General features: G+C 43.8%; 11 protein-coding genes. 8 read left to right on the top strand and 3 right to left on the bottom strand.

Annotation, left to right across the window (positions count from 1 at the left end):
* The first annotated feature begins 94 nt into the window (after positions 1-94).
* The 8 genes from MKZ12_RS15610 (at position 95) to MKZ12_RS15645 (ending at position 11,136) form a co-directional block, all read left to right on the top strand.
* Positions 95-592, top strand: a complete 498-nt coding sequence (locus MKZ12_RS15610) for an SMI1/KNR4 family protein (RefSeq protein WP_339255311.1) — start codon at positions 95-97, stop codon at positions 590-592.
* A gap of 179 nt (positions 593-771) precedes the next feature.
* Positions 772-2,484: a histidine kinase gene (locus MKZ12_RS15615; protein ID WP_339233611.1), complete on the top strand. Its 1,713-nt coding sequence runs from the start codon at positions 772-774 to the stop codon at positions 2,482-2,484.
* Positions 2,481-3,887: a response regulator gene (locus MKZ12_RS15620; RefSeq protein ID WP_339255313.1), complete on the top strand. Its 1,407-nt coding sequence runs from the start codon at positions 2,481-2,483 to the stop codon at positions 3,885-3,887. The genes MKZ12_RS15615 and MKZ12_RS15620 overlap by 4 nt, the downstream gene beginning before the upstream one ends.
* A 252-nt stretch (positions 3,888-4,139) precedes the next feature.
* The gene (locus tag MKZ12_RS15625) at positions 4,140-5,876 is read left to right on the top strand and encodes an extracellular solute-binding protein (RefSeq protein ID WP_339255315.1); all 1,737 of its coding nucleotides are present in this window, start codon (positions 4,140-4,142) and stop codon (positions 5,874-5,876) included.
* A 61-nt stretch (positions 5,877-5,937) separates the two neighbouring features.
* On the top strand, positions 5,938-6,852 hold the full coding sequence (locus MKZ12_RS15630; protein WP_339233618.1) for an ABC transporter permease subunit: 915 nt from the start codon (positions 5,938-5,940) through the stop codon (positions 6,850-6,852).
* A 76-nt stretch (positions 6,853-6,928) separates the two neighbouring features.
* Positions 6,929-7,759: a carbohydrate ABC transporter permease gene (locus MKZ12_RS15635; RefSeq protein ID WP_339261438.1), complete on the top strand. Its 831-nt coding sequence runs from the start codon at positions 6,929-6,931 to the stop codon at positions 7,757-7,759.
* 21 nt (positions 7,760-7,780) lie between these two features.
* Positions 7,781-9,409 carry an alpha-glucosidase gene (locus MKZ12_RS15640; protein ID WP_339255317.1) on the top strand — a complete coding sequence of 543 codons (1,629 nt, stop codon included), beginning with the start codon at positions 7,781-7,783 and terminating at the stop codon, positions 9,407-9,409.
* 59 nt (positions 9,410-9,468) lie between these two features.
* Positions 9,469-11,136, top strand: coding sequence for an alpha-glucosidase (locus MKZ12_RS15645; protein WP_339255318.1), 1,668 nt, complete (start codon positions 9,469-9,471; stop codon positions 11,134-11,136).
* A gap of 142 nt (positions 11,137-11,278) precedes the next feature.
* Here the strand turns inward: MKZ12_RS15645 and MKZ12_RS15650 are convergent, their stop codons facing one another.
* From MKZ12_RS15650 to MKZ12_RS15660, 3 genes are all read right to left on the bottom strand, one after another.
* Positions 11,279-11,560, bottom strand: a complete 282-nt coding sequence (locus MKZ12_RS15650; protein WP_339255320.1) for a GNAT family N-acetyltransferase — start codon at positions 11,558-11,560, stop codon at positions 11,279-11,281.
* Positions 11,553-11,804, bottom strand: a complete 252-nt coding sequence (locus MKZ12_RS15655; protein WP_339255322.1) for a (4Fe-4S)-binding protein — start codon at positions 11,802-11,804, stop codon at positions 11,553-11,555. Before MKZ12_RS15655 ends, MKZ12_RS15650 begins: the two co-directional genes overlap by 8 nt.
* Positions 11,805-11,944: 140 nt before the next feature.
* Entirely contained in the window at positions 11,945-13,714 is a 1,770-nt protein-coding gene (locus MKZ12_RS15660; RefSeq protein WP_339255323.1) for a methyl-accepting chemotaxis protein, read from the bottom strand.
* Between the last annotated feature and the right edge of the window lie 153 nt (positions 13,715-13,867).

Here is a 13,867-nt window from a genome sequence, read left to right on the forward strand (position 1 = left end):
AGTGCTATTCCTCATCCATTCGAGGAGTAGCACTTTCTACTTATTTTGCGATAAAATTGTAAAGAGAGTCCATTTTGAGGGAAGAAGGTGCACTTTGAGCAGCAAAATCCATGAATTTATGAGTTGGGCTGAGTCAAACGATTGGATCATAACTCAGAAATCGAATTGTCATTTAGATTTAGATGTTAGTTTCATAACTAGATACAAAGTTATTCCTGAAGAATATTTAGATTTTTTACGTGTTATGGAACGATGCATTACTCCTGATGAAAAGACATGGTTCCTTTGTGAGAGTGAATACAAAAATAGCTCAGATGCTGATTTTCAATGGAATGAATTTGAACTGCTCAGCTTGGAAGCAGCAAACGAGGACGATCAATGGAGATCAGAAATAACGACATGGTGGAATCATTATCTACCAATCATGATTTCTGTTAACGGTGTTTATTCCTTCTATGCTATTGACTTATCCAATGAAATAGGAGCCATCGTATATGGAGAAGAACCAGAATTTGAAGAAATTAAAAAAGTGGCTAATCATCTGAATGAGTTTATGGAACTCATTATGTCAAAATCGATAGCACTTTATTGAGCAAATTTTGATCCTTTTAGAGAACTTCATTTATTAATCTCTTAGATCTTACCATCCACTATGAAAGCGTTTGACATATTTGAATATCAATCTATAATGATGAAAGGAAATTGGACTTGGAGCAAGCTTCCATACACAGGAAGCTTGCTGTTTCATTTTCAGAAGGAGAATAGGTTCCCATGACTCTTAAAAAAAGAATATTTTTACTGTTCTTTCTCAGTGCGTTTATCCCTTTTATCAGCATATTTGCAATCTCTTATTATACTATTGACTCCATCTTCGCCAATAAAATTGATGATGGCATCCGTAGCAATTTACAGCAGGTCACGTCCTCATTGGACAATTCAATCACCAATATGAATCACGTTACCCAGCAATTGTCCTACAGGGGAACTTTGGGCAAAAGCATGGATGAATTCTTGAATCCGTCCTCTGATATCTTTCAATTGATTGAGGCCAGGGACGAATTAAAGAGCGAGTTAAGTGTGGTCACATTTACCAATCCCAACATCGGACTGACGCTATATTACTTTGATAAAGAAGGTACAACGCAGTTTAGCAACTTCCCAATCAAGGATCGTTTATCTTTTGACTCTTTACCTGTGCTCTTCCAAACCTATGGCATTAAATACTATGGCCCTCATATCAGTATGAACCGATTCGATGACCAACTCGTTCTGTCCGCTATGCGAAAAGTACAACTCTCCAAAAGGGACGATGTTTACATTTACGTGGAGTCCGGCTTTCGGCTTACACAGGATATCTTGGGTTACAATCAATACAACGGCGCATTATCTCACCTCATCCTGGATGGTACAGGAAACATTGTGTACAGTGAGATACCGGAGGCCATGAAGGTCGGCGAGAATTTCTCCAGCTTAACAGCCGATCCTGCGAAGGACGGAATATCCCGAGGGTATCACTGGTTCAAGGAGGATTCCTCACAGAAATGGAGTGTCGTATCGGTCATTTCGCAGGCTCAATATCAACAGGAGAAAAACCAGTGGTTGCTTCAAATTTTGCTGGTCGCTTTATTTTTCCTCGGCTTTACCGTGTTTCTCGCTTGGCTCCTGTGGAAGATGGTATACAAACCACTCGGGCTGTTCCATTCGGAAATCGATGGGATGTCCAAGAATCCTCAAACGACCGGGAGCCGAGCACGTACTCAGATTCCCGAATTTGATTTTCTGCTCGGTGAATTTTCGAATATGCAGCATCAGATTGGTGACCTCTTCAAGGAAGTTCAGCAGAAAGAGAAGATTCGTGCAGACCTGGAAGTGGAAAAACTGCTCTATCAGATTAACCCGCACTTTCTGATGAATACACTGGATACAGTGCACTGGTTGGCCGTCATGAATGGTCAAGGGGAGATCGACAAGCTGGTGCAATCATTGAACAAGCTGCTTTATTACAATTTGGGCAAATTAGGGCAAGTATCCACGATGGAAGAGGAGATTGATGCGTTAAGACAATATCTGATTTTGCAGCAAATTCGCTATGACTTTGAATTTGACGTCCGCATTACTGCAGATGAACAAGTGCTTCAAATTCCTGTGCCCCGCTTTATTCTGCAACCGCTGGTTGAAAATTCGTTATATCATGGATTGAGTGACGAAGGTTTTATTCAGATTGAAGTGACATGCACTGCAACGCTGAACATTATGATACAAGATAATGGTGCAGGCATGACCGAAGAAACCATTCATAATCTGCTAAACAATCGTGTAGCTGAACAACAAAAAGTAGGGATGGGCATCGGACTCAATTACGTTCACCGCATGTTGAAGGCACAGTACGGGGACCAAGCACAACTGGTGATCGAGAGTGAATTGGGGACAGGGACAAGCATCCTGCTCGTACTGCCTATTAAAGGAGAAGATATCTCGGCATGATTAAGGTATTAATTGTAGATGATGATAAGTTGGTACGCAAAGGCATTAGCTCTGCGATGCCATGGAACGAGTTCAGCATGGAGGTTGTAGGAGAGGCAAGTAACGGGGCGAAAGCACTGGATTTCCTGAAAACCCAACCGGTCGATCTGATGCTGACGGATCTTGCGATGCCCGTTATGTCAGGGATTGAACTGATGCGAGCTGCGAGGCAGCTCTATCCGGAACTTCATATCGTTGTGTTAACCCTGCATCAGGATTTCGATTATATCCAGGAAGCACTTAGACTCGGAGCCATTGACTATATAGCCAAAGTCCAGCTGGAGAAAGAACAATTCGAGCATGTTTTGCAACGAATACATACCCGAATCAACGGGTTGACGACCACGATCAGAAAGATGCCCTCGCAGAATGAAATCAACGTCCATTATCAACATGTGTATGCACTGGTTTCACAGGATCGCAAATCAGAGCCTAAGTGGCCAATGGAGATAACTGCACATGAAGATGAGATTAGGTGGGAGGTTGAGCGTAATAGCTGCATGTGGGCTGTTCATCCATCGGAAGAGGAACAACTCTTTCATCAATTGAAAGAATTGTTGCATCAAGATGCTCATAGTACATTGTTGGTTTTGTCTGATGTACAAGAGCGCACATGGTCACAGATCAAAAACTGGATTATGAATTATACAGATACGTCATTTTTCTATGCGTACAACCCCAATAACCAAGTCATTACCGTTTCGATGAATGAGGACAACACAAGTTTAAAAGAACCGCAGGATGAAGATATCGATCGAATTAAGCAAAGTTGGTTCCAGACACCATGGACCCACAACGACAGTTACTACAATCAACTCATTGATCAGTTTATATCATTACGATTACATAAAGGTCAGTTGATGGGATTGCTGTACTCGATCGTTATGGAATGGAACCACCTTTTTGCCCAAACTACGCTTGGAAGAATCGCCATGATTCATTCTTTTGAGTCCTGGTACGAGGTTGAAGCATGGATCAAGCAGACAGCTGCAAGCATTCAAAAAGCAGATGCCCAGACTTCCTATTCGCAGGAAATCATCGATGCCGTTAAGAAAGCAGTGAGGATCGTGCAAAATGATATGGAGCAGGCCTATACAGCTTCAGGTCTGTCGCAACAACTCAACATCAGCCGAAGTTATTTCAGTCAATGTTTCAAAGATCTGATGGGTAGAACCTTTAATGAGTACTCCCGATATATCCGGATAGAGAAGTCCAAAGAGTATTTGCTCAATACAAATAATACGATTTTCTGGATTGCGGAGCGAGTGGGATATACGGATGAAAAGTATTTCAGCCGCATTTTCCGCGAACTGACAGGTCTGCTGCCAAGCGAATATCGGCAGCTGGGTAGAGGAAATAAATAGCCGACAGCCTCCTGTTTTAGGAGCTGCCGGCTTTTGTTTTTGATTAAAAGTCAGGGTGGTTAGACGAATGTAGATCCGTAAGTAGGGTAAATGCTCACAAGTTAACCATACTTCATCATACGGACTGAAAAATTGTAATCATATCTCTATCCAAACGGACGTGTATTCCCTATCACGATGGGGCTTCACTCCACTTTATAATGAAAGCGCAAACACAAATATTAAACATCAGAAAAAGGGGAATCGAATTAGATGAGAACAAAATGGTCCATGAAAAGCAATCGGTTGACAAAACGTCTGGCCGTGCTGTCCATGTCTGCCTTAATGGTTGCTGTCCTGGCGGCATGTGGAGACTCTTCCACTCCTCCTACTGCAGAAGAAGCAGGCAAATATGAGGTAACGCCGGGAGATCCGTTCAGTGCCTATAAAGACGAAATTACCGTCACCATGGGACGAGTAACCACAGCCAATCCGAAACTGCCGAGTGGTGATACCTATGAGAATAACGCGTATACTCGGCTGGTCAAAGACACGTTTAACGCTCAGATTTCAGATCAATTTGAAGCCAATGGCGAAGATTATAGCCGTCAGGTTTCGCTCGCCATCGCATCTGGGGAATTGCCAGACATGATGCGTGTTGATTCCAAAGATGAATTAAAAGAGCTGGTGGATAATGATCTGATTGAGGATCTGACAACCATATATGATCAATATGCTACGGATAATATCAAGCAGATATACGATTCCTATGATGGCCGTGCATTAGAAAATGCGACGATTGACGGACGTTTGATGGGACTTCCGGCGACTTCTCTGGATTCTGCACCCACGATGGTTTGGGTTCGTCAGGATTGGTTGGATCTGCTCGGGATTCAACTTGATGCAGACGGAGACGGTGCCATCTCGCTCGATGAAGTAGAGAAAACGGCACAGGAATTCCTGGAAAGAGACCCTGGCCAATCCGGAAACCCGGTAGGTATCCCCTTTGTGAACACGATGAATACAACAGATTACAATGGCTCTGCATATACGATGCTGGGTGTGGCCTCAACCGAAGGAGCCTTCCCGCAATATTGGATGAATGGTGAAGACGGCAAAATCGTGTATGGTTCCACGACAGAAGCAACGAAGAAGATGCTCGGTATCATGGCGGATTGGTTCAAGAATGGGATCATTGACCCGCAATTTGGAACCCGCACGTTTGACGATATTACCGCACTCTACGCCAATGGCCAAAGCGGTATTGCTTTTGGACCGTGGCATATCCCTGACTGGGGACTGATCAGTGCCAAACAGATGGATAAAAATGCGAAATTCTCGGCTTATACGTTGGAGGACACAAGTGGCAAAGTTAACGTGGCGCATGCCAATCCATCCAATCAGTTTATCGTGGTGAGAAAGGGATATGAACACCCTGAACTGGCCGTTAAGATTCTTAACCTGTTCTACGATAAACTGGCCAATGATAAAGATGCCGCTACAACCATGCCGGAAGCTGCCAAGTACCAGGAGACCGGGGTAGACGGATCTACGAGACCTTTTAATATCGAAGTCAACTCGGCTACATCGCTACTGGATGATTACTCTGACGTTGTTCGTGGGATCAAAGGTGAGATTGGTTTGGATGAGGTTCGCACAACCGAATCGAAAAACAATATCGGCAGCATCAAAACTTATTTGAGCGACATGGATACGGATGATGTGACTGCTTGGTCCAAATATCATTCACGGATCAACGGTGTTGGACTAATCGACAAACTGACACAGGAAAAGAAATTCGAATGGATGACACCTGCTTTCTCTGGAACCACAGCAAGCATGAAACAGACGTGGGCCAATCTGACGAAGCTCGAACAGGAATCGTTTATCAAAATTATAACGGGTTCAGAACCTTTGGATTACTTCGATACATTCGTGAATAACTGGAAAAAACAAGGCGGTGATCAAGTCATTCAGGAAATTGAGGACGAGATCGCATCCAAACAATAACATCTATGAACAGTAGCGGGGCTGCGATACGCAGCCTTTCTTCAACGAAAGGGGTTCATTCATGAAACAGGGAAATATGAAAGCGAGAGGCCGGCTTGGCCCAGGTGCCATGTACCATATGATGATGCTGCCAGGCATTTTGTTTTTGCTGGTATTCAGCTATGTTCCAATGGTCGGCATCATTACGGCTTTTCAGGACTATATACCGGCCAAAGGCATGTTTGGCTCTGAATTTGTAGGGCTGAAACATTTTACTTATATGTTCAAGCTGCCGGATATCGCGCAAGTCGTCAGCAATACGTTGGTGATAGCGATTGGCAAGATTTTGCTTGGAACGATGATGGCCATCATTTTTTCCGTGTTGTTAAATGAAATTCGTGTCAAATACGTTAAAAAATCGGTGCAGACGATCGTTTATCTACCGCACTTTCTATCCTGGGTTGTACTGGCATCGGTCGTTGTCAACATGTTCAGTTTGGATGGCATTGTGAATCAAATGCTCGCGTTCTTTGGCCTGGAAAATATTAATTTTCTTGGCAGCAACACCTGGTTCCAGCCACTGATTATCGGTACAGATGTATGGAAAGAGTTTGGTTACAGTTCCATCGTGTATTTGGCTGCGATCACGTCGATTGATCCCGGTCTGTATGAAGCGGCAGGTATGGATGGAGCCAGTTGGTGGAGAAAAGTATGGCATATCACCTTACCAGGCATGCTGCCTATTATTCTGCTCATGGGCGTAATGAGCCTGACCAACATTTTGAGCGCCGGTTTCGATCAAGTTTATAATCTGTATAATCCGGTTGTCTATGAGTCGGGCGATATTCTGGACACCTATGTTTATCGAATTGGTCTCGTTGGGCGACAGTATAGCTTCGGTACGGCTGTTGGCTTGTTTAAGTCCGTAATCGGTATTGTTTTGCTGATGTCTGCCAACCAGTTGGCCAAAAAATATACGGATCGAAAAATATTCTAAGGAGGCCAAACCTGTGTCCTATTCAGCAAGCTTCAAAGAACGAACTGGCCGGTTTGTCATCTATGCCATTGTGATTATGCTGGCATTGATCTGCCTTCTTCCGTTATGGAATATCGTTGCCATATCATTCAGCAGCAGCGAGGCGGTATCTGCCAATGCAGTAGGTCTCGTTCCGGTCAATTTTACAACAGCAGCGTATACCAAAATTATCGATGATGCTCAGTTTTGGCGTTCCTTTGGCATATCTGTTCTACGTGTCGCACTTGCCCTTGTGCTTAATATGATTCTGATTATTTTGATGGCTTATCCGTTATCCAAATCGAAGCGGGAATTCAAAGGCAGAAACATTTATATGAATATCATGATTTTTGCCATGTTGTTCAGTGGAGGTATGATTCCGACTTACCTGCTGATCAAAAACCTGGATATGCTAAATACGATATGGGCACTTGTTCTGCCAGGCGCTGTTCCGATTTTCAGTGTCATCCTCGTGATGAACTTCTTCTCTGCTGTACCTAAAGCGCTTGAAGAAGCAGCCTTCATTGATGGAGCCAATCCGCTTCAAGTCTTGTTCAAAGTGTATGTTCCCGTGTCCATTCCAGCGCTGGCGACAGTTGCCTTGTTCAGTATTGTGGGGACGTGGAATGACTTCTTCAGCGGTCTGATCTATATGACCAAAGTCAGCAATTATCCGCTAATGACCTATATTCAATCCCTTAACGTGAATATTGCCGATTTGCTTCAAGCCGGTACGAATTCCAGCGAGCTCAGCAACCTGACTGAAATTTCGAACAAAAACCTGAACGCAGCCAAAATCGTAGTTGCTGTTATCCCGCTGTTGCTGATTTATCCGTTACTGCAAAAATACTTTGTGACTGGTATTGTCGTCGGATCGGTCAAAGAATAACGTTAAGGAGGTTCAATGAACATGGAAAATAAAAAATGGTGGAAAGAAACCGTTGTGTATCAAATATATCCACGGAGTTTTCAAGATAGTAACGGAGATGGCATCGGCGACTTGAAGGGCATTGTATCCCGATTGGATTATTTGCAGGAACTCGGCATTGGTGCGATCTGGTTATCACCTGTGTGCAAGTCCCCTCAGGATGATTACGGTTATGATATTTCAGATTATCAGGATATTGATCCGATGTTTGGGTCTTTGGAAGATATGGAAACGTTAATTCTTGAAGCGAAGAAACGAGATATTCGGATCATCATGGATCTGGTGTTGAACCATACATCGGATGAACACCCCTGGTTCCAAGAAGCCAAAAAAGGCAAAGACAATCCGTACCATGACTATTACGTCTGGAGAGATGGTGTTGAAGGAACGGCTCCGAACGACTTGGGTTCAACCTTCGGTGGTTCAGCTTGGGAATGGGTGCCTGAGATCGGGCAATATTATTTACATCTATTTTCCGTCAAACAGCCAGATCTCAACTGGGAAAACCCGAAAGTCCGGCAGGAGATATACAACATGATCAATTGGTGGATCGACAAGGGTGTTGGTGGTTTCCGATTTGACGTTATCGACTTAATTGGCAAAGAACCGGATGCAAAGATTACGGGCAACGGACCGAATCTGCATAAATATATCAGGGAACTAAGCAAGGAGACGTTCCAAAACGCGGAAGACCTTCTGACCGTAGGCGAGACATGGGGCGCCACTCCGGAAATCGCCAAACTGTACAGCAACCCGGACGGCAGCGAGTTTTCAATGGTATTCCAATTTGAACACATCAGTCTGGATGAACAAGAAGGCAAAGGAAAGTGGGCTCTTAAACCTTTGGATGTGTTGGAATTGAAAAAAGTGCTGTCCAAATGGCAGACGGAGCTAGGGGGCGAAGCCTGGAACAGTTTGTTCTGGAACAACCACGATCTGCCCCGAATTGTCTCACGTTGGGGGAACGATGGCGAATTCAGGATCGAATCGGCTAAAATGTTGGCTACCCTTCTTCATGGCATGCAAGGCACGCCTTATATTTATCAGGGTGAAGAATTGGGTATGACGAATGTACAATATGCGATTGAGGATTATCGAGATATTGAATTGCTGAACTTTTATAAGGAAAGAATGGGGAGAGGTTATCCTGAAAGCAGCGTGATGGAGTCGATCTACGCCAAGGGCCGCGATAACGCACGAACACCCATGCAGTGGGATACTTCTGATAACGCAGGTTTTACACGAGGGGAACCCTGGATTAAGGTAAATCCGAATTATAAGCATATCCATGCCGAGCAAAGTTTGAATAACCCCGCATCCATATTCCATTATTACCGGAAGTTGATTCAACTTAGAAAAGACCATGAAGTCATTGTATATGGTGATTATGAGCTGATCTTTCCAGAAAACCCAGACGTGTTTGCCTATACCCGCACGTTGAATGGTACTACGATTCTGGTGGTGTGCAATTTCGAGGGGGATACAACCGAACTTTCTCTTCAGGAGCATTTAACAAAGTCCAATCAGCTTTTGATATCCAATTATACAGGTGAGCTCTCCGAGAGCATATTACGCCCATATGAAGCAAGAATGTACCTTATTCATAATTAAAGCATACTACGTAATATGTTATATAATTGTCAGTTCTCAAGAAAGAAGGATTATATTCAATGAAAAGAGTATGGTGGAAAGAAGCAGTAGCCTATCAAATCTATCCGAGAAGTTTTATGGATTCCAACGGAGATGGTGTTGGTGATATTCAGGGGATCATATCCAAGCTGGATTATATCCAAGATCTCGGTATTGATCTGATCTGGATCTGCCCAATGTATAAGTCACCCAACGATGATAATGGTTATGATATCAGTGATTATTGTTCCATTATGGATGAATTCGGCACGATGGCAGACTTTGACCAATTACTGCATGAAGTGCATCACCGTGGCATGAAACTTATTATGGACTTGGTGATTAATCATACAAGTGACGAACACCCGTGGTTTATTGAATCCAGAACTTCGCTGGATAACCCCAAACGAGACTGGTACATCTGGCGAGATGGGAAGAACGGAGAGGAACCGAATAACTGGGAGAGCATCTTTGGCGGTTCTGCCTGGGAATATGATGAAGTCTCCGGACAGTACTATCTCCATCTGTTCTCCAAAAAACAACCGGATTTGAATTGGGCTAATAAAGATGTTCGTAAATCCATATATGAAATGATGAATTGGTGGCTGGATAAAGGGATTGATGGGTTCCGTGTGGATGCCATTAGCCATATTCACAAGGAAGAGGGCCTCTTGGACATGCCTGTTAAAGAAGGCTTCAAATACATCTCTTCTTTTGAAAAACATATGAATGTGAAGGGAATCCAGAGTTATCTGCAAGAAATGAAAGAGAATACATTGTCCAGATATGACGTCGTGGCTGTTGGGGAAGCGAACGGAGTAAAGGTAGAGGACCAGGAAGATCTGCTGGATTGGATCTGTGAAGTCAGAGGGAAATTTAATATGGTTTTCCAATTCGAACATCTAGACCTTTGGAAAAACAGTACGGACAGAGAACTGGATATCCCCAAATTGAAAAACGTCTTGACCAAGTGGCAGAAATCCCTGGAAAACGTCGGTTGGAATGCATTGTTTATTGAAAATCATGATCAGCCCCGCAAAGTTTCATCTTGGGGAAATGACAGTGCGTATTGGTATGAAAGTGCCACTGCGCTTGGTGCCATGTACTTCTTCATGCAAGGCACACCTTTCATATATCAAGGGCAAGAAATAGGCATGACCAACGTGGCTTACCCTTCCATAGAAGATTATAACGACATCGCCGATCGGAATATGTATCAGATTAAAAGTGAAGAGGGGATGTCTCATGAAGAGATCATGAACATCATCTGGGCTTCAAGTCGTGATAATTCCAGAACGCCGATGCAGTGGTCTTCGTCCAAAGAGGCCGGGTTTACTACCGGTACGCCATGGTTAAAAGTGAATAACAACTACGTCAATATTAATGTAGAGAAACAACTTCAGGAACCACGTTCCATCCTTCACTTTTATAAACGAATGATTCAGCTGCGAAAAAAACACGATACGTTGACTTACGGTATCTATGAACTTCTTATGCCGGATCATCCGAGTGTATATGCATATACACGTACACTGGCAGACCAACAGGTGCTGGTTGTCATCAATCTAACCGAACATATCGTGGAGCTTGAGGAAGATGAGCTTGGCCTCAACTTCTCGGAGATCTGGCTTACCAACTATGAGAGTGGCATGCTGCCACTGGTGTTGCGACCGTTCGAAACAATCGTTGGTTTAAGCGATAACGTATAAGCAGGAAACGTAAAAAGCGTCTATATCATGTTCTGAATGATATAGACGCTTTTTAATTGTTGTGTGGCGGGAGTATCGGAATTCGCCAATAATTAACCATTACATTGGTTAGCCACATGAAATTCAGCGGAGAAAGTTAGTTTTATTGATGGAGAACATCCGCATATTCGGAGATACGTTCGAAACGTCCCTTGGCAAAAGGGCATAAAGGTAAAATCTTAATACCATTTTCCCGCGCATATTCAACCATAGCTTTGATAAGTTCATCCCCAAGCCCTTGTCCCCGGTATGCATTTTCAACCAATGTGTGATCAATAATGTATAGTTCTGGACTTGAAATTACATACGTCATTACCGCAGCAATGTCGCCGTTATCATGAATAAGAAATCTCTTATTGGCAACTTCATGTTCTACATTATGCATGTTCATCCTCTTTCTTTGTTGAGTCTTCATCGTTCAGAAGCTTGTACGTCAATGCTCCGCTTGGACATGTGTCGATATGACGGGCAATGGCCTCCGAAGTCTCACCATCAGGATCAACCCAAGGACGCTTGCTCAAATCAAACACAGCAGGGAGGCCCTTTACGCAAATACCGGAATGAATGCAGACATCCGAATTAAACATGACCTCGATATCCTTACCGTAGTATACCTTTTGTTTACTCATAATTACTCACATCTTTCACGGTTGAGTTTTGTTTACATATCTATAGTTCAGTCTTACCTGGCAAGCAGTATTCTGCCTGACTTTCGATGTCCGAATTATAAATGAGGAATCCTTAATTAGTCAACGTGACAAAACTCCTATTACGTTGGGGGATTTGATTTAGTGACCTCAATCTGAAATTGATCGGAATAGGATTTGAGGTTGCCAGCAAGGCCAGCGAGCTGCCCGGAGATGTCCGACAGTTCACTCGCGGATCGCTGCTGCTCCACAGCACTGGCCGTGACTTCTTCAGCCATGGCTGAAGTTTCCTCGGTTGCAGACGCGATATAGCTCAGGTGCTGTTCCACCTCCTGTCGAATGGAATGCATATCCATCGTCCGGTTTTCCAAACGCTGAGCAAGCTCATGCACTTCAGTCGATAATTGGCTAACCTGTCGGAACGCCTGAAGGCAATCCGCGATCTGTGCTTCCTGTTCCTTGACCGCCACCATGTTCGCTTCAAAATGACTGCCCATCCGGTGGGTTTCTTGGACAAATGAACTCAGAATCACATCAATCTCCTGGATGGAACGTTCGGACTGTTGAGCAAGCAGTCCCATTTCACCAGCAACGACCGCAAAACCTTTACCTGCCTCACCAGCACGAGCTGCCTCGATTGAAGCATTTAGCGATAGGATCTGGGTTTGTTTCAGGATGTTGTGGATTTGTCCACTAATGGAGGAAGCGAGTTCTGATTGAGTGGTTAGGGACCTGGAAATTTCCTGCTGATGCTCAACCCGCTTGGCATTCTCCCGGCCTTTCTCAAGCAGAACCTCATGTTCACGTGTAACTTGTACTTGTACGGCAGACAGCTGCTCTGAAGTATGAGTAAACTGTTGCACGTAAGAACCTACTTCATCCATAATTTTGCCGAGATTCTCCGAATGCTGGACGGAATGTTCGGTTTCTTCTGCCTGTTTCATGGAGCCTATAGCAATTTCCTCGATTGCTCTGGAGAGTTCTTCAGTCTGACGCTGATTCGTCTGAGCCGTTTCCGCAATATTGGCCGAGGACTGCTGCAGCGTATTCGAACCTTGTTGTATTCCCATCAGGATGTTTGTCAATTGGGCAACCATGACGTTAATCAGATCACTGATATCACCGAGCTGATCGTTGGTCATATGTGTGGATACTACTTTGAGATTCCCATCCGCAACCTGTTCCAGACTTGACTTAATATCCCGTACTTGTCTGAGGATACCTCTTACCACCAATAACATCATGACCAGCGATAGAATCAATACAACCGCGAAAATCGGTATAATGGTTCGATAGGCATTATTCACGGAGATCGAGGAGACTTGATTCACCGCTCCAGCAGATATATCGATTCCCAAATAGCCAATAATCGCACCTTGTGAATCCTTGATTGGTGTAAAAGAGGACAGTAGCTGTCCCCAGGTTGGATCGTCTACAATACCTGTTGTCACGACTTCACCGCTTACTAAACGTTCCTGAATCTGGGGGTTGAATTCCATGGCAGTCCCGTATGGGCTATATTCCGTATCGTCCCAATCCGCTCCATCCACAGTGTAGATCCATCCGTCCGACGTTTTTTCATACATATAAACATATAAGGCTCCCGATTGAAGCCTAACTTTAACAAGTTCGTCTCTAAGACTTTTGTATTCGCTGCTCTCCTCTGAAGCAGTAGAGGATAATGTCTTGAGTAATTCAGATTCCTTGCCTAGTTGAGAGGCAGTATTCACTGCCAACTGTTGATTGTTATGCTGCATGGTCATTAGTGACGCATTTTTACTGGAATCGATCGTGGTCCACATGATTAGACCGCCCATGGTCAGTAGTGGAACCAGAATGATTAAATACAGCTTGAACCTTAAATCCATCTTTTTTTTGCGAGTCTGTCTCACGTTCTGCTCCCCCTTGGATGTAATAAAGCAATATGGTTTATTTGTATAACCCCATACTATTTATCGTAACATTGAAGAGGGAAATGAAGACTAAATCTAAATTTGTATATACATATAGGTTACAGGTGAGAAAACGGGAGCCATATTCATGTT

Origin of the sequence: Paenibacillus sp. FSL R5-0713 (genome assembly GCF_037973325.1) — a bacterium.
GTDB lineage: Bacteria > Bacillota > Bacilli > Paenibacillales > Paenibacillaceae > Paenibacillus.